Origin of the sequence: Methanocella sp. MCL-LM (genome assembly GCF_049676595.1) — an archaeon.
Classification (GTDB): Archaea; Halobacteriota; Methanocellia; order Methanocellales; family Methanocellaceae; genus Methanocella_A.
The window spans coordinates 1,027,767-1,045,525 of the sequence record NZ_CP187259.1; the positions used below are offsets into that span (position 1 = coordinate 1,027,767).

A 17,759-nucleotide genomic window follows, 5' to 3' on the forward strand; every position below is an offset into this window, starting at 1 on the left:
TGGATATGGTAAAGCAACAGAACGTTTGTAGCAGGTGCGTATCGGATACTTCGATACCCGGTATCAAGTTTGATGCCGAAGGGGTTTGTAATTTTTGCAGGATACACGAGGAACTCGAGAAAGCTCACCAGCTGAACGACGAGAACAGGCGCCGGTTCGAGAAGCTGATCGCTAAGATCAAGCACGAGGGCCGGCACAAGGAGTACGACTGCGTCGTGGGAGTCAGCGGCGGCCGCGACAGCACCTACGTTCTCTACAACGCCATAAAGCTCGGCCTGAGGCCGCTGGCAGTCCACTTCGACAACGGGTGGAACTCGGAGATCGCGGTCAGCAACATCAAGCGGGCGACCACCAAGCTGAACATAGACCTGCACACCGTGGTCGCGGACTGGGAGGAGTTCAAAGATCTGCAGAAGTCCTTCCTGAAAGCCTCGGTTTCCGACGCGGAGATCCCGACAGACTACGCCATTCTGTCAGTGCTTTACAAGGAGGCCGCCAACGCGGGCACCAGGTACATCCTCAACGGCCACTCCTTCAGGACCGAAGGGATCGTGCCGCTAGGGTGGACTTACATGGACGGCCGGTACGTGCACAGCGTCCACAAGAAGTTCGGCCGCATGAGGATCAAGAGCTTCCCGATCATGTCCATGTCAGACCTCCTCTACTACACTCTCGGCAGGCGCATCACCTTCGTCAACCTGCTCAGGTATATCGAGTACGACCAGAAGAAGGCCGGGGAGATCATGAGCCGGGAGCTTGGCTGGCAGTACTACGGTGGCCACCACCACGAGAACGTGTACACCCACTTCTTCCAGTCCTACCTGCTGCCTCAGAAGTTCAAGATAGACAAGCGCAAGGTAGAGTACTCAGCCCTCATCCGCTCGGGCCAGATGGACCGGGAGGCAGCCCTGAAGGACATCGAGAAGCCCTACCCGTACGATAAAGAGGTCGTCAAGTACACGATCTCCAAGCTCGGCCTGACCCAGGCGCAGTTTGACGAGATCATGTCCACGCCCCCGAAGACGTTCCACGACTACGCCACGTACTATCCGATCATCAAAGCCATGCGCATGCCGATTAAGGTCGCCTGTAACCTCGACCTGCTGCCCATGATCTTCTACCAGAAGTACCTGGGGTAGTGGCCGTGATCGTCATCGTGGACTACGGGATGGGCAACCTCCGCTCCATTCTCAACAAGTTTGAGCGCATGGAAGTGGAGGCTAAAATTTCCTCCGATCCCGCCGAGATCGAGCGGGCGGACAAGCTGGTCCTGCCGGGCGTAGGCGCCTTTGACGCCGCCATGCAGAACCTCCGCCAGCGGGGCCTGATCCCGGTGCTGGAGAAGAAAGTGCTGCAGGAGAAGACGCCCATCATGGGTATCTGCCTCGGCATGCAGCTCTTCTCGAAGCACAGCGAGGAAGGCAACGTAGACGGCCTCGGCTGGATCGACGCCCGGACCATCAAGTTCCGCCTGAACGGCAACGGCCTCAGAGTGCCGCACATGGGCTGGAACTCGATCAGCGTCGACCGAACCTGGGGGGCGATGGAAGGCCTGGAAACCGGTTCCCGGTTCTACTTCGTCCACTCGTACCACGTATGCTGCAACGACCCGGCTGACCGGCTGGCGACTACGAATTATGGAATTGACTTTACATCGATGGTGCAGCGCGACAACATCCTGGGCGTCCAGTTCCACCCGGAGCGGAGCCACAGGTATGGGGCCCGGCTGCTCGAAAACTTCGTGAGATGGTAACTATGCTACAGATCAGAGTAATCCCATGCCTGCTGCTTCAGGGCGACGGCCTGGTGAAGACCATACAGTTCAAAGACCCGAAATACGTCGGCGATCCCATCAACGCAGTGCGCATCTACAACAAGAAAGAGGTAGACGAGCTCATCTTTCTCGATATCCTGGCTTCCCGCAAAAAGAGCCTCTTCGGCCCGAGGGCCACAGGCCCGAGAGTCGACCTCATCGCCAAGATCTCCGACGAGTGCTTCATGCCCCTGGCCTACGGCGGCGGCATCAAGTCCGTGGAGCAGGTGAGGGACATTCTCGGCACCGGAGTAGAAAAAGTATCCATCAACACCCAGGCAGTCGAAGACCCCGCCTTTATCCGCCGGGCCGCCGACATCTTCGGCAGCCAGAGCATAGTCGTGGCCATCGACGCAAAGCGCCGCCCGGACGGCAAGTACGAGGTTTATACTCATGGCGGGGCTAAGCCCTGCGGCATCGACCCTGTAAGCCATGCCAGGCGCATGGAAGAGATGGGCGCCGGGGAGATCTTCATCAACTCCATAGACCACGACGGCATGATGAACGGTTACGACCAGGAGCTGATCAAGTCCGTGTCCTCGGCAGTGAAGGTGCCGGTCATCGCCTGCGGAGGCGCCGGCAGGATCGAGGACTTCGCACCGGCAGTAAAGGCAGGTGCCTCGGCCGTCGCAGCCGGGAGCTTCTTCGTGTTCCACGGCAAGAGGCGGGCAGTGCTGATCAACTACCCTGCGAGGGCAGAGCTGGGCAGCGTACTGGATGCCGGCCGGGAGCCGGGCCCGAGCACCGGAGGTGCGATGCTATGAAGCTAGTCGTCGACATCAACCACCCCGCCCATGTACACTATTTCAAGCACTTCGTCCGGGAGATGAAGAAGCGGGGCCACGAGGTCATGATCACCGCCAGCGAGAAGGAAATCTCCTACCAGCTCCTGAACGAGTACGGGCTGGAATACAAGAAGCTTGGCACCTACGGTATCTCGCTTATGGACAAGGTCAAGAACATCCCGGTCCTGGACTTCAAGCTGCTGCAGGCGGTCAAAGACTTCAAGCCCGACGTCTTCTTCGGCTTCGGCTCCATCCGCAACGCACATGTCTCTTTCCTCCTCCGAAAGCAGTGCGTAGCGTTCGACGACAGCGAGCCGTCGCCCATAGAGCACCTGCTCTACGTCCCGTTCACCAACGCCATCGTGACCCCGGACTGCTTCAACAAGGACTTCGGTAAGAAGCACGTCCGCTACAACGGCTACACCGAGCTGGCGTACCTGCACCCGAAGTACTTCACCCCGAACCCGAAAGTCCTCGACCAGCTGGGCCTCAAGCCCGGGGAGAAGTACGTGGTCATGAGGTTCGTAGCCTGGAAGGCCGGCCACGACTTCGGCAAGGGCGGCTTCAGCGACGAGGCTAAGATCAGGGCAGTCCGGGAGATGGAAAAGCACGCCAGGGTGTTCATCACCTCCGAGCTGCCTCTTCCCGCCGAGCTGGAGAAGTACCGGATCAAAATCTCGCCCATCAACATCCACAGCGTCCTCTACTATGCGCAGATGCTCATCGGCGACTCCCAGACCATGACTACCGAGGCAGCCCTGCTGGGCACTCCGGCGATCCGGTGCAACACCTTCGTAGGCGAGCACGACATGGGCAACTTCCTCGAGCTGGAAAAGAAGTACGGCCTCATCTTCAACTACGATAACCCCGGCCAGGGCATCGATAAAGCGGTGGAGCTGATCAGCCGGCCCGATCTGAAAGCGGAGTGGAAGCGAAAGCTGGACGTGCTGCTCGCGGACAAGATCGACGTGACCCAGTTCATGGTCGACTTCATCGAGCGCTACCCCGCAAGCCTGAAAAAAGCTACCCTGGCCGCCGAGAAGAAGGTGCCGGCATGAAGGTCCTGACAGTAGTCGGGGCCAGGCCCAACTTCATCAAGATGGCCCCCGTGTCGAAGGAGCTGAAAAAGACTATGGACGAAGTCATCGTCCACACCGGCCAGCACTACGACTACGAGCTGGACAAGATCTTCTTCGACGAGCTCCATATCCCGGCCCCCGACTACCACCTGGGCGTAGGCTCCGGCTCCCACGGTTTCCAGACCGGAGAGATGCTGAAGAAGATCGACGGCATCATCGCCCACGAGAAGCCCGATATCGTGCTGGTCTACGGCGACACGAACAGCACTTTCGCAGGAGCGCTCGGCGCCGCCAAGATGCACGTGCCGGTGGCGCACATCGAGGCAGGCCTCAGGAGCTTCGACAGGCGCATGCCCGAAGAGATCAACAGGGTGCTCACCGATCACATCTCCAACTTACTGTTCTGCCCGACCGAAGCCGCGGTCAAGCACCTGGCAGCCGAAGGCGTTACCGAAGGCGTCCACCTCACCGGCGACGTCAGCGTCGACGCGATGAAGGCCGTGGCGGAGATCGCCGAAAAGCGGACCGAGGTACTGGCCTCAAACGGTCTCAGGCAGAAAAGCTACAGCCTGGCGACGGTCCACCGGGCGGAAAACACTGACAGCTACGTCAACCTCAGCAACATCGTGGACGCTTTTTCGGAGATCGGGGACGTCGTCCTCCCCGTTCACCCCCGCACTGAGAAGTACCTGAAAAAGTTCAACCTGTGGGACCAGCTGGCCGACCACGTGAAGATCATCCGGCCGGTGGGTTACCTGGACATGATAGCCCTGGAGAAAAACGCCCGGATGATCCTGACAGATTCGGGTGGAGTCCAGAAGGAAGCCTATATCCTGAGCGTCCCCTGCGTCACCCTGCGGGAGAACACCGAATGGGTGGAGACGGTTTCCGACGGGTGGAACGTGCTGGTGGGGAGCGATAAGGCCCGGATCGTCGGGACCTACCGGGACTTCCGCCCCGCGTCCAGCCCCAGGAACGTCTTCGGAGACGGCAACGCCCGGGCCAGGATCCGGGAGATCATCGAGGAGTATTCTGCTTAGCAGGCATAGAAGGCGTAACAGAATGTTGAACAAGTACGTGTTTACTTTAGCCCATGAGATAGGAGATGTAAACTTCTATCCCACCTACAGGCGACTGCTGAAGAACCAGTGGAAAAGCTACGAGGAGCTTAAGGCAGAGCAGGAGCGGCAGTTAGTCCACATAGTAAACTTTGCCTACCGCAATGTGCCCTTTTATCGCAAGCTCTTCGCCCGCCACGGCCTGAGGCCGGAGGATATCAGGACCCTGGAGGACCTGCAAAAGCTCCCGATCATCACCAAGGAGATGATCAACGAGAACAGAGAGGCCTTCAAGCCGGTACAGCTGAACCGGATCAAGCACACGACGGCAGCCACCGGCGGCACCACCGGCACACCTCTTAACTACCGGCTTTCTAACTTCGACAGGTTCCTGAGCGGAGCGGTCCTGTACCGGGGCTGGGGCTACGGCGGCTATCAGCTGGGAGATCGGATGGTCTTCCTGGCGGGCTCGTCCCTCGATGTCGGCTTGAAATCCGGCTTCATCACCCGGGCTCACGAAGTCGCCCGCAACCTCAAGAAGCTCTCGTCCTTCGACATGGGTGAAAAAGAAATGCGGGAATACGCCAGCGTACTCAACTCGTTTAATCCCCGGTTCCTCCGGGGCTATGCCTCTTCGCTGGCGACGTTCGCCACCTGGCTGGAGCTGAACGACATCAAAGTACCCGCCCCCAAAGGCATCTTTACCACCTCTGAAAAGCTCTACCCCGCGATGCGGAAGAAGATCTCCGAAGTCTTCGGCTGCCAGGTCTTCGATACCTACGGCCTGAGCGACGGCGGAGTCACCGCCTTCGAGTGCCCGGAACACTGCGGCCTGCACATCGACACCGAGCGCAGCATCATGGAAGTTGTGGACTCCCAGGGCGGCCAGATCACCAAAGGCGAAGGCCGCATAGTGGCCACCAGCCTGTACAACTACGCCATGCCCTTCCTCAGGTACGACACTACGGACGATGGCTACATCACCGAAGAGAGGTGCAGCTGCGGCAGGGGCTACAAGCTGCTGAAAGAGGTCAAAGGCAGAAGCACCGACATCCTGCTGACCCCCGAAGGCAAGCACGTCCACGGCTGGTTCTTCCTCTACATCTTCTGGGAGCAGAAAGGCATCAGGGAGTACCAGGTTGTCCAGGAAAGCCTGGAGAAGATCGTCATCAGGCTCGTGCCGGATAAATCCTTCCAGGAGCGCCAGCTCGAGGAGATCCGGGAGATCGTGAGGCAGCGCAGCGAAGGCTGGACCGTCGAGTTCCAGATCGTCGACCACATAGAGCGGACTACATCGGGGAAATTCAAGTTCATCGTCAGCCATCTGGAAGATAAGCTGACTGCCTGATCCTTGTTTATTGGTGGTGGCCAGACTGAACATATCGGATACTTTAAGCAAGGACTCGCAGATGTGGGACCTCTACACGCTCCGGCACGAGTACGTTCCGCCCCGGGAGGACGTATGCCGGTCCATCTACGTCCCGAAGGACCGGAAACAGATCCTCCGTCCCGTCGCCTCCGGTTACCTGGCTGACAGCGGCATGAAGGCAGAGTACCCGGACGGGAAGAAGTTCGCCGTCATGCTCTCCCACGACATCGACGACATCTACCCGCCTCTGTCTCATACGCTTCTGTCCTCCGTTCACCACGTGAGGAACCTGAGGCTCGGCAAGCTCCGCAGGGAGCTGTTGTGGAAGGTAGAAGGCCGGCACACCAGCCCCTACCGGAACTTTAAGGAGATCATGAAGATCGAGGAAGCCTACGGCGGGAAATCCTCGTTCTACTTCATGACCGCCGACCGGGACATTCGGCGGCACCGGTACGACATCGAAGAGCTGGAGAGCGACCTGGGCTACATCGCCGACAAGGGCTGGGAAGTCGGGCTGCACGGCGGTTTCTACACCTGCGCCGACCTCGGGGAAATGCAAAATGAGAAAGCCCGGCTGGAAAAGGTCCTCGGCCGGACAGTAGTAGGCTACCGGAACCACTACCTCCGGTTCAGGGTGCCCGTCACATGGGAACTCCTGGCGGAGGCAGGCTTCAAGTACGATACCACGCTGGGGTACAACGACGCTCTCGGGTGCAGGAACGGCATGTGCCACCCGTTCAAACCCTTCAGCCTGAAAACCGGCAAAGAGATCGATCTGGTGGAGATTCCCCTCATCATCATGGACGGTACTCTGTTCGGCGCTTCTGATTCGTTCGCCGAAGCCTGGGCCACGGCAAAGCAGATCATCGACGAGGTCGAGCGGTACAACGGCGTCGTCACTATCCTCTGGCACAATAACGTGTTCAGCTCGGCCTTCCGGGAGACGTGGAAAAAAATATATATAAATATATTAAAATATAGTAGTGGGAAAAACGCCTGGATCACAAGCGGTGAAGAGATCTGGAAATGGAGTTGCAGGAATGACCGTTGCACTGATAGACAATAAAAATGTATGGGACGATTTTATCGATGCCAGCCCCCAGGGTCAGCTGTTTCACAAGTGGGACGCCCTGAAGATCATAGAGAAGCACACAGGGTACAAGCTGTATAACTACGCAGTCTACAAAGGCAATGCTATCATCGGCGTCTTCCCGGTCTTCTACCGGAACATAAACGGCATCAAGGCGATCTTTTCCCCGCCTCCCAACACCTGCGTCCCCTACATGGGCTTCGCCATGTGCACGGAGTACATGGGCCTGAAGCAGAAGCGCAAAGAGCATTACCTCTCCTCGGTGGTGGACGAGGTGAACGCCGAGATCAACAAGCTGGGCCCGAACTTCATCTCGGCCAACATCATCCCCGGGTTCATCGACGTCCGGCCCTTCAAGTGGAACCACTATGCGGGCGACCTGAACTTTACTTTTGTCATAGATCTGGAGCGGTCCCTCGAGGACATCCTGGCCAGCTTCGATTCGACGTGCAAGAAGAACATCAAGAAGATGGAGAAGCTGGGCCTGCCCATCGAGCCGACCACCGATGCGGAGACCTTCTTCGACATCATGAACCGCCGGTACAACGAGCAGGGCATCAAGATGCCCATGATCAGCGCCAGGTACCTGCACGACATCCGGGAGGCCTTCCCCGACAACATCAAGCTCTACTTCCTCTACAACGAAGGCCGGGTCTCAGGCCTCAACGGCAACATCGAATTTAAGGACAAGGTCACGCTCTGGCTCGGCAACGCCAACATGCACATGGACTTCGCGGCCAACGATTATCTGGTGTGGCAGTTCATCAAAAGCGCCAAAGAGCGGGGCTTCAGGCAGCTGGAAATCCAGGGCGCAGGTGAAAAACGCCTCTCGGAGTTCAAGTCCAAGTTCAGCCCGAACCTGGAGCTATGTCACTACATCTACAAAAAGGATAACCTGGGCAAGCTGGCAGAGGTCGCCTACGCGAACATCATCAGAAAGAAATGGGTGTGATACAGTGAAAGTCGCAATCACCAGAAACGATCGGGCAGACTATTGTAAGCAGCCCCCATACCATCCTCAGGAAAAGTACCCCGAATACCCGTTCGGACACCTGTGCTCGGAAAATACGTGTTACGGGGAGGTCAGGAACGTCCTGTACCGGCTCGGCTTAGATAAAGAGCACTTCGGCACCCCGGAATGGAACCCGCTGGGCGAAGTGATCAAGCCGGGAGACAAAGTTTTCATCAAGCCCAACCTGGTCAGCCACCGGAACGGCGCCGGCAGCGTGGAGGCCATCATCACCCAGGGCCCGGTCATCCGGGCCATCCTCGACTACGCTTACATCGCGCTGAAGGGCAAAGGCAGCATCGCCATCGGCGACGCGCCCTTCTTCGACACCGATTTTGCCGAGGCGGTGAGGCTCACCGGCCTCGAAGAAATCGTCGCCTACTACCGGGACGGAGCCGGCCTACAGGTAGGCCTGCACGACCTGCGGATGGAGCAGGGCCAGGTCCGGTTCGGGGCGCTGAAAAAGCAGCCTCTACCCGGCGATCCTTCGGGGTACGCGGCGGTGGACCTGAAGGAAGATTCCGCCCACGCCGATATCATCGGCCAGTGCGACCGGTTCCGGCTGGGCTACTACGACAAGAATGAGCTCGCCAGGCACCACAACCAGGACAAGAACGAATACCCGATCGCCGGCAGCATCCTCCAGGCGGACGTGATCCTCAACCTGCCCAAGCTGAAGACCCACGGCAAGGCCGGGATCACGGTGGCGCTGAAGAACCTGGTAGGCATCAACGTCTTCAAAGGCTGGCTGCCCCACCACCGGGCCGGCTCTGCGGAAACGGGCGGAGATGACTACGAGCGCAGCGACTTCCGCCAGGATCTCATGGGCCGGCTCAAGGACGAGATCCCCACTCACGCCAGCCTCCTGACCATAATCCCCCTCCGGGCAGCCTGCGGCGCCCTCTTCTTCTCCAAGTACGTCGTCCCCTTCAGGGCCGACGGCCCCGGCGGCAGCTGGCACGGCAACGACACCATCCCCCGGACCATCTCCGATCTGAACAGAATCATCTTCTACGCCGACAAAAACGGCATCATGCAGAAAACCCCCCAGCGCCGGATGTTCGTGCTGGTGGACGGCATCATCGGAGGCGAAAAGGAAGGCCCCATGAGAAACTCCTCCAAACCCTGCGGAGTCCTCATCGCCGGCACCAATCCCGTGGCAGTAGACCTCATCTCCAGCATGGTCATGGGCTTCGACTACCGGAAGATACCGACCTTCAAGTACGCCATGACCGGGGGCAGGTACCCGATCTTCACCGGCGTGCCGGACGACATAAAGATCGCCGCGGAAGGCTGCCTCACCCTGGCAGATGTATATCACATGCATAACTGCCACTTCATACCCGCCGAAGGCTGGCAGAACTACGTCGAATACCGGCCTGAGGGCCAGAAGAGTATAGCACCGCTTCAGACCGCTATCGCGCGGTAATTTTTTTGCCGAAGCAACTGGAGATCTATCGCTGTGCTGTGCTTGATACCGATTTCTCGGATGGTATCAAAAGTGTTGTCTCTGTGCCCGTGAACGTGGACTAACGCTGCGCTGTGACCGACTGGAAGCAGTCCCTTGTATACAGGATCACAGATTCTGACAGATTGCGCAGATTGCACAGATGCTAATCGATAATAAAAATAGAATGGCTCGCAGCATCCATCTTATCTAATATAGTCTCTGTGCAATCTGCGTAATCTGTCGTAATCTGTGATCTGGCACAGCGCAGCGTTCGTATTGCGGTCTCACATTATCTGAGTAATCTGAAACGCACAGCGCAGCGTTCGTATTGCTGTCTCACGCTCATACGAAAGGACATAGAGGACCCGGAGGGCATGGCGGGAACGCCCTTTGACCGAATCCCTTTGTGCCCTCCGTGTCATTCATGTCCATTGTGTTAAGCCGCAGTACAGCGTACGCTGAGCTTTCACCAGGGCTAGCGTCAGCACCCTTTACCTGCCGGCGATGCTGGCCGGTCAGTAGTATCCCGCGAACTGCCCGAGGCTGACGGGGCGGTAGCCTACGCTGGTGGTCCTGATCACGGTGCCGGCGTCCTTTGCAACGTTGACCACGGTCACGCTGTTGCTGTTGGTGTTGGTGACGTAGACCTTCGAGCCGTCCGGGGAGCAGGCGAGGCTTTTGACGCCCGAGCCGCATTTGACCGTCTCGATCGTCGCGTACGTGGCAGCGTCTGCGATGATCAGGCTGCTGTTGCCGTCCGTCAGGTAGTATAGCCGGGAGCCGTCCGGGCTGATCACCGGGCTGAGAGGTCCTTTACCGGTATCGATCGTCGTCAGGGGACTCAGGGTTTCAGCATCGTAGACTTTGATGTTGTTGGCCCCGTAGTTGGCCACGAACAGCCTTGCGCCTGCCGGATCGAGGGCTACGTGGTACGGCTTGTTGCCCGTGAGCGTCGATATGACTGTGCCGTCGTCGCCGGTGGTATTCACCACGTACACGTTGTTGCCCTGGGTGCCCACGTACAGGCGGTCGCCGCCGGGACTGACCCATAGCTGGTGAGGCCTCGAGATGCCTGTGATGGTCTTGATCACCCTGAAGTGATTAGTATCGCTGGTATCTACGACGCTGATCGTGCCGCTGCCGTAGTTGCCCACGTACAGCCGCTTTCCGTCCGGAGATACGGCGAGGCCACGCGGAGAGCTGCCTACCGTGATCGAGTTCACGACCGAGTCCTTCGCCGGAGAGATCACCGAGACTTTCCTCTGGCTTTCTACCGTCACGTATACCAGCGAACCGTCGGGGCTGTACGCGACGCCATACGGGCCGTTACCGGTCGATATGGTACGGGTCACCCTGTTAGTCGACTGGTTGATCACGCTCACCGTGCTGCCGCCGTTGTTGGCCACATATGTCTTCCAGGCGGCCGGAGCCGGGGTGGGTGTGACAGTGGGGGTAGCAGTCGGAGAAGGCGAGGGTGAGGGTGAGGGTGAGGGTGAAGGGCTCGGGGTAGGCGTTACCGGCTGCGAGACCACTTTGCTTAAGGCGGCGCCGACATCCACCCGGCCCCATCCGGTGTTATTGTTCGGGTACGTTGTGCCGATCCTGTAAGCAGTCGAGGTGAGCGCGCTCTTGACGTCGGCCGGGGTCAGGCTGTCGTTCGCCTGCAGCAGGATCGCGCTGGCGGCGCTGACCTGGGGACACGATGCGCTGGTGCCCGACGCGTAGGAGTAGTAAGTGCTGATCTGGGTCCCGACCTGTCCTCCGGAAGCGTGGGCGGAGATGACGTTTTCGCCGACTCCCGCGATGTCCGGCTTGGTGCGGCCGTCTGCCGTGGGGCCTCTCGAGCTGAACGAGGACAGCTGATCGTTAATGTTGACCGAACCTACCGCTATGGTATCCGGCGAATCCCCGGGACACCTGATAGTTCCCGCGGAGGGGCCGGTATTCCCGGCAGAGCAGACCACGACGACGCCGCTGGCGACTGCGTTGTGGACTGCGTCATCGAGGGGCTGGTTGTGGGTAGGGTTGGAAACCGACATCGAGATGACGTCTGCATGGTTCTGCACTGACCAGTCGATGGCCGCGATCATGTCGCTGACGTAGGCGGTCCCCTGGGTATTGATGATCTTGGCCATGAACAGGTTTGCGCCGTATGCCAGGCCGGTGTACTTGCCCGAGGAGGCGGCTCCGGAGCCGGCGATGATCCCGGATACGTAGGTGCCGTGGCCCCAGTCGTCGTAGGGGGTGCTGCGGTCGTTGAGGAAGTCCCGCCACATGATCACCTTTCCCTGCAGGTCAGGGTGCGCCGGGTCGATGCCAGAGTCCAGGACGCTGACGTTGATGCCTTTCCCCGTGTAGCCCGGTATGGTCGTCCATGCCCCTGTGGCGTTATCGTGGTAGACTACCTCGTCCAGGTCTGCATAGGCCACTGAGTCAGGCACGATGGTCGCGACATCGGCCCTGGCTTTGAGCGTGGCGACCTGGGCGTCTGTCAGGTCTGCAGCCGCAGCGTTGATGATCTTGTAGTTGTACCGGGCTTTTCCGCCAGCCGCGCTCAAGGTGCGGTTTTGCGCTTCCGGCGCCGCTTTAGCCGAAACCTGCTGCATTGCCAGCTTCTGGCCTGCCGCAGGGTCCTTGAACGTGATAATATACCTGTTCTGCTGGGTGCTCTTATCCTGGCTGCCGGCACCTGTGACGGCCGGAGTAATCAGTGCCACTAGTAATCCCAGTGCGATGAAGAGTATGCATATTTGCCTGAATTTTGGTATGTTAACGCCTCCGTCGCCCGCGCAGAGGTGCCGGATCCGGGGTGGCAGAAAAGGCCGCGGGCTTTCTTAAGTACGATCTCTACTACGAGGATAACTTGTTATATAATCAATAATTATATAAATGTTGTCCAAATAAATAGTCGAGGAGCCGGGCTATAGGTAGTTATGGCTCGGGCTCCCTGGCCTGCTTAAAGGCCTAGACGTACCCGCTTACCCGGGAGGAATCATACACCTGGTCGTACCGGCGGAGGTTGTCCCATATTTCCGAGTCTTTGTAGTAGTAGTCGTAGGTGTCGATTCTCGGGTACCGCTTGAACGCTCCTATGTGGTTCGTGGAGATCTTGAGGGGCCGTTTTTCCAGCTCCGCGTTTCTGATCAGGATGACGTCGTCGGGGCTGCTCTTGTAGAAGTCGGTTTTGTCGCCTGCGACTTCCAGGATGCTGAACTGGGGATCTTGCGGGGTGCTGTCCAGGTACCGGGTCGTGATGAAGTCCGTATGGATCATGGCTGTGGCACTGACTGCGATGCGATCGAAACCGGCTATCTCGTCCTGGGCCAGGTAGTATGTGTAGAAAGGCCTTTTTACCAGGGGGTTATCAGAGGCGACCCAGTCGTTAGTCACCGAGAGCATGACCCATACGGCGAACAGCAGTATGATGCAGGCTTTGACGTACTTGTTCGACCGGGTCAGCAGGGCTGCCAGGCCGGCGCTGCTGACGATGGCCAGGAGGAAGGGGGTGTACTCTGCAAACCGGTCGATGCTGAAGTTGTAGAGCAGCTTGTTGAAGAGGTACAGCGGGCCCGGGAAGGTGATCCAGATGAACATGAAAGCTACCACTGCGAACAGCTTCGCCCGGGCGTCAAACCGGGCGGACAGCAGGATGGCCAGCACTCCGACCAGGATAAACAGCACCGCCGGCGAGTACTGCAGGTAGTTGAAGATTTCGCTGAGCGGCGTCAGCACTATCGATTTGGTGACTATGCCTGTGGGGGCCTGGAGCACGATGTTGTTGTACAGCTCCTGGAGCAGTATGGGCCCGAAAAAGTACCAGTAGGCCAGCGTGCCCGTTATTGTGAGAGCGATGTACTTGAAGCTGATTTGGGGGAGCTGCTCAGTCTTGCTCATCAGGACCTTCTGGACTAAGTATAGCGCGACTATGATGAGTAGTGCGAAGATGACGGAAACCGAGTGGTAGACGACGATCGCCGCCGTGACCAGGCCGATCAGTAGTATGCCGTACTTTTGTTTGCCGTCTACGGCCAGGTAGATGAGGAAGGCTATCAGGACGACGGCTACCGCGCTGGAGATGCCGGAGATGCTCCAGTAGGTGAGGTTGGGGAAGAAGAAGGCCAGCAGGGCGGCGATCATCCCGGTCCTCCGGTCTTTGAACAACCTGACAGCTACCAGGTATGCCAGCAAGGGCAGGCAGAGGAAGATGATGCAGCCCGTGATGGCCATGACCTTGTCCGTGGGGAACGTACCTGCCCCTAGCATGTATATGATCGCGTTCAGGATGTGCCACAGGGGGAAGGCCTGGTAGTCGAAGAAGACCTGGGTGACGTGCCCTGTCTGGATCACGCTGTTCACGTACTGGTTGTGGATCATCACGTCGGTCCGGCCGATGAACCTGAAATATTTCAGCGTCACGCCCAGGTTCAGGTTTGCCACCAGGCCCAGGATCTGCAGTAAGACGAGGACTACTTTTTCCCCGGTCACCTTGAACTTCATGATCTGGATCAGCACGGTGACCGTCATCGTCGTGACAATCAGGAAGTACGCGAGGGGCCGGACATCGTAAACGGTGAGCAAAATGGCGGAGAGCGAGTAGCAGAGGAGGTAAGCTACCAGCAGCAGCCTGAAAGAGCCTTCGTCCAGGCTCGCTGCGGCAGCTTCATCCCTGCTGCCCAGGCTCCTGAACAGGATCGAGACCAGCAGCAGTGGTATGACGAGGTACAGGCTCAGGATGAGAAAGTTGGTCTGGCCCAGGACCGTCGTCACGACGATCCCGGCGAGGCCTATGATCGGGAGCAGGTACATGGCTGCCGTTCCCATCGTTCTGTACGCCTGGTCCGAATTGATCTTAAACAAGCTCATGGCAAACACCCCAGATGTCTATGATAATCAGCTCCCGTTACTCCGGGTGGTCTGACTGGCAGGGCCGCCCCCGAGGCAGCCCCGCCGGCTATTTTTAGATATACCCTCCTACGGTTGCGGAGTCGTACACTTTGTTGTGCTCTTTCAGGGTGCTCCATATGCCCACGTCGGAGTTGGCGTATTCAAACGTATCGAACCGGGGTACCCGCTTGAAGGTATCCTCCTCGATCCTGGCTATCTTCAGCGGCCTCTTTTCCAGCTCCCCGTGCCTGATCACCATGACATCACCCGGCCCGTGCAGCAGGAACTGAGAGCTGTTGCCGGTGACTTCCAGCATGTTCACTTTGTCGCCATGCCTCGAGCTGTCCAGGTATCTCATCGGGATGTAGTCGGCCATGACCAGCCCCGTTGCGCCTTCGGCTATGCGGTTAAAGGCGGAAGTTTCGTCCTGGGTCAGGTAGTAGGTGTAGAACTGCCGCTCTACCAGCGGGTTATCCGAGGCGACCCAGTCGTTTGATATGGACAGCATGACCCAGACTGCGAACAGCACGATCACGCATGCCCGCAGGAATTTGTTCGACCTGTAGAAGAGCGTTCCGATGCCTGCGGCGCAAACGACGATCAGTATCGGGTAAGTGTATTCCGCGAACCGGTCTATCCCGAAGTTGTACATGAGCTTGTTCACGAGGTACTGGGGACCCGGGAAGGTCAGCCACATGAGCAGCAGGGAAGCCAGGGCAAACAGCTTGCTCCGGGCGTCAAACTTGCCGGTCAGCAGCACGGCCAGTATGCCGATCACTATGAAGAGCACCGAAGGCATGTACTGCAGGTAGTTGAACGCCTCGGTAGTCGGCGCGGTGATGATCGATTTGGTGATCACCCCTGACGGAGCTGGCACCACGATGTTGGTGTAAAGCTCCTGCAGTAGGATGCTGCCGAACACCGCCCAGTAGGCCAGCGTACCTACCGCTGTGATTACGAGGTACCAGAGGTTGAGCTTATTGAGCCGCTCTTCCTTGTTGAGCAGGACCTTCTGCAGCATGTACAGCATCGCGAGGATCAGCACCACGAAGATGATCGAGATGGAGTGGTAAACGATGACCGCGGCCGTGACCAGCCCTATCAGCAGCAGTTTATGCTTGTTCTTGTTATCGATCATCAGGTACAGGAGGAAGATCAGCATCAGCGAGGCCACGCACCTGGAAATGCCCGACATGGTGAAGTAGGTCATGTCCGGGAAGAAGAACCCGAGCAGCGCCGCCAGCATGGCAAGCCTCTGGTCCTTGAACAGCCTCAGCGTGATCAGGTATAGCAGCACCGGCAGGCACAGGAAGATAAGGCCTCCCGCTATGGCGATGACTTTGGTCGTATCGAACTGGGTTCCGCCTAGCAGGTATATGGCCGCGTTCAGGATGTGCCACAGGGGGAACGCCTGGTAGTCGAAGAATACCTCAGTCACGTGCCCGGCCTGCAGCAGGCTGGTAATATACTGGTTGTGGAACATGATGTCTGTCCGGCCGATGAACTCGAAGTACTTCAGGGTTACTCCCCAGTTGACGTTCAGCATCAGCACCATGATCTGCGCCAGGATGATCGCTATCTTTTCCCGGGCCGGAGCGAAGCCCAGTATCTCCAGGAGCACCGTCAGCGTCATCGTCACTATCGTCAGGTAGTACAGGAAGGACCTGACTTCGCTGAGGGTCAGCAGGATGACCGAGATCGTGTAGCACAGGAGGAAGGCTATCAGTAAAAGCTTGAAGGAGCTGTCATCGAGGCTCTTGTACGTCTCTTCCTGCTTCTTCAGGCTCCGGAAGAGCATCGAACCAATCAGTAAAGGCAATATCAGGTAAGTGCTCAGAACTAAAAAGTTCACCTGGCCCATGATTATCGTGGCGATAATCCCTACTATACCGACGACAGGGAGCAGATACAGGGCTGCGGTCCCAATCCGTCCGAAGTTCACTTCCGTGTTTCGGGTTAACAAGCTCATAACCAACCTTCCATTTTGATGATGCCGAGGACGATCAAAGCCATGATCAGGTAAGTGGCCAGCATGGCATAGCCGACTCCGACAATACCGAAGTAGATCAGGAAAATGCAGGACAGCCCCGCAAATAGCACAAACAGTACCACGTTCAGGGTCAGCACGCTTCTCACCTTCATCCTCACGTTCTGGATGGGTATCATCAGCGCGTAGAGCGCGAAGAACAGGCTCGAGAACGCGATGATCCTCAGCAGATCGGTAGACTCGACGTATTGCGCTCCGAACAGGGCCAGGACCGAACTCCCGAAGAAGTAGATGAAGATGTTGGCGGGGATCAGGATCGCGTAGATGATGCCCAGCGCCCTGTACGCATTTTTCCTCAGCGACTCACCGTGGCTGCCTTCTACCAGCAGCGACGTGCCCACGGAGTAGGGTATCTGGAAGAAGAAGCAGCCGATGGTAAAAGCGATGTAGTATTTCGCCGTGGCTGCCTCGCCGAGAATATTCAGGACGATGAGGGGCGTTATCGAGTACGTGGCGTTGTAGAGCATGTTGGAGATGTAGTTACCGGAGAAGAAGGTCTTGTACTTCCGGAGAAACCCGTAGTCCACGTTCCACGCGAACCTGACGAACTTGCTCATCTGGTAGAAGACCAGGATGCAGACCAGGACGTAGGCTATCCCTATGGCGGACAGGATGCCGATCGCGCCCAGGAAGAGCAGGGGCAGGAGGAGCACGATCCTGGACATGAGCACGATGTTCTGGGACAGGGCGTACTCTGCCTTTCTCAGGCCCACGAACGCGCTGCCGGTCACCATCACGACCGAGCTGATGACCACGAAGAAGAGGAAGATCATCCCGTACAGGGGCTCCTGGATGAAGCCCAGGCCGGGGGAAACGACGCCCACTATCATGATGTAGATGAGCCCGAAGACGAACGCCGAGATGGTGGTCACGATCAGGCTGGTATTGATGACCTTGTTCTTGTCGTGGGACCCGAAGAATCTCATGATGGAGCTTTCAAGGCCGAACGTGGAGAACTGCAGGATCAGGGTGGACGTCGAGAACAAGGCGGTTGCCAGGCCCACGTCTTCCAGGGAGTATAGCCTGGCTGCGACCAGCCAGAAGACGAATCCGGTGACCACCGTCAGGAATCTGGTCGTGATGATGAAGAAGGAATTCTTGTAGAGCTGGATGTTCAGGCTTTTCCTGACAAATCCCGCCAGTTTCACGTCAGCTAGTTCCATACCACATAAATT

Annotated in this window: 13 protein-coding genes; 9 read left to right on the forward strand and 4 right to left on the reverse strand. The window is 58.0% G+C overall.

Annotated features, from left to right (window positions below; all coding sequences use genetic code 11):
• The first annotated feature begins 5 nt into the window (after window positions 1-5).
• The 9 genes from ACPLPM_RS05180 to ACPLPM_RS05220 are packed head-to-tail and all read left to right on the forward strand — an operon-like array spanning window position 6 to window position 9,632.
• Window positions 6-1,139, forward strand: coding sequence for an N-acetyl sugar amidotransferase (locus ACPLPM_RS05180; RefSeq protein ID WP_424359179.1), 1,134 nt, complete (start codon window positions 6-8; stop codon window positions 1,137-1,139).
• Window positions 1,140-1,144: 5 nt separating this feature from the next.
• Window positions 1,145-1,753, forward strand: a complete 609-nt coding sequence (gene hisH / locus ACPLPM_RS05185; RefSeq protein WP_424359180.1) for an imidazole glycerol phosphate synthase subunit HisH — start codon at window positions 1,145-1,147, stop codon at window positions 1,751-1,753.
• A 2-nt stretch (window positions 1,754-1,755) separates the two neighbouring features.
• Complete coding sequence (locus ACPLPM_RS05190; RefSeq protein WP_424359181.1) at window positions 1,756-2,577, forward strand: AglZ/HisF2 family acetamidino modification protein; 822 nt, start codon at window positions 1,756-1,758, stop codon at window positions 2,575-2,577.
• Window positions 2,574-3,656: a DUF354 domain-containing protein gene (locus tag ACPLPM_RS05195; protein WP_424359182.1), complete on the forward strand. Its 1,083-nt coding sequence runs from the start codon at window positions 2,574-2,576 to the stop codon at window positions 3,654-3,656. Before ACPLPM_RS05190 ends, ACPLPM_RS05195 begins: the two co-directional genes overlap by 4 nt.
• A complete protein-coding gene (gene wecB / locus ACPLPM_RS05200; protein WP_424359183.1) occupies window positions 3,653-4,717 on the forward strand; it encodes a non-hydrolyzing UDP-N-acetylglucosamine 2-epimerase in 1,065 nt (354 codons plus the stop codon). The genes ACPLPM_RS05195 and wecB overlap by 4 nt, the downstream gene beginning before the upstream one ends.
• Window positions 4,718-4,739: 22 nt before the next feature.
• Window positions 4,740-6,083, forward strand: a complete 1,344-nt coding sequence (locus tag ACPLPM_RS05205) for a phenylacetate--CoA ligase family protein (RefSeq protein ID WP_424359184.1) — start codon at window positions 4,740-4,742, stop codon at window positions 6,081-6,083.
• A gap of 16 nt (window positions 6,084-6,099) precedes the next feature.
• Window positions 6,100-7,170: a polysaccharide deacetylase family protein gene (locus ACPLPM_RS05210; protein ID WP_424359185.1), complete on the forward strand. Its 1,071-nt coding sequence runs from the start codon at window positions 6,100-6,102 to the stop codon at window positions 7,168-7,170.
• Window positions 7,145-8,146, forward strand: coding sequence for a GNAT family N-acetyltransferase (locus ACPLPM_RS05215; RefSeq protein WP_424359186.1), 1,002 nt, complete (start codon window positions 7,145-7,147; stop codon window positions 8,144-8,146). Before ACPLPM_RS05210 ends, ACPLPM_RS05215 begins: the two co-directional genes overlap by 26 nt.
• A gap of 4 nt (window positions 8,147-8,150) precedes the next feature.
• Window positions 8,151-9,632 carry a DUF362 domain-containing protein gene (locus tag ACPLPM_RS05220; RefSeq protein WP_424359187.1) on the forward strand — a complete coding sequence of 494 codons (1,482 nt, stop codon included), beginning with the start codon at window positions 8,151-8,153 and terminating at the stop codon, window positions 9,630-9,632.
• A 536-nt stretch (window positions 9,633-10,168) separates the two neighbouring features.
• Here ACPLPM_RS05220 and ACPLPM_RS05225 read toward each other — a convergent pair.
• From ACPLPM_RS05225 to ACPLPM_RS05240, 4 genes are all read right to left on the reverse strand, one after another.
• A complete protein-coding gene (locus tag ACPLPM_RS05225) occupies window positions 10,169-12,370 on the reverse strand; it encodes a S8 family serine peptidase (protein WP_424359188.1) in 2,202 nt (733 codons plus the stop codon).
• A 247-nt stretch (window positions 12,371-12,617) separates the two neighbouring features.
• Window positions 12,618-14,516, reverse strand: a complete 1,899-nt coding sequence (locus ACPLPM_RS05230) for a hypothetical protein (RefSeq protein ID WP_424359189.1) — start codon at window positions 14,514-14,516, stop codon at window positions 12,618-12,620.
• Window positions 14,517-14,610: 94 nt separating this feature from the next.
• Complete coding sequence (locus tag ACPLPM_RS05235; RefSeq protein WP_424359190.1) at window positions 14,611-16,506, reverse strand: hypothetical protein; 1,896 nt, start codon at window positions 16,504-16,506, stop codon at window positions 14,611-14,613.
• On the reverse strand, window positions 16,503-17,747 hold the full coding sequence (locus tag ACPLPM_RS05240; protein WP_424359191.1) for a lipopolysaccharide biosynthesis protein: 1,245 nt from the start codon (window positions 17,745-17,747) through the stop codon (window positions 16,503-16,505). Before ACPLPM_RS05240 ends, ACPLPM_RS05235 begins: the two co-directional genes overlap by 4 nt.
• Window positions 17,748-17,759: the final 12 nt, after the last annotated feature.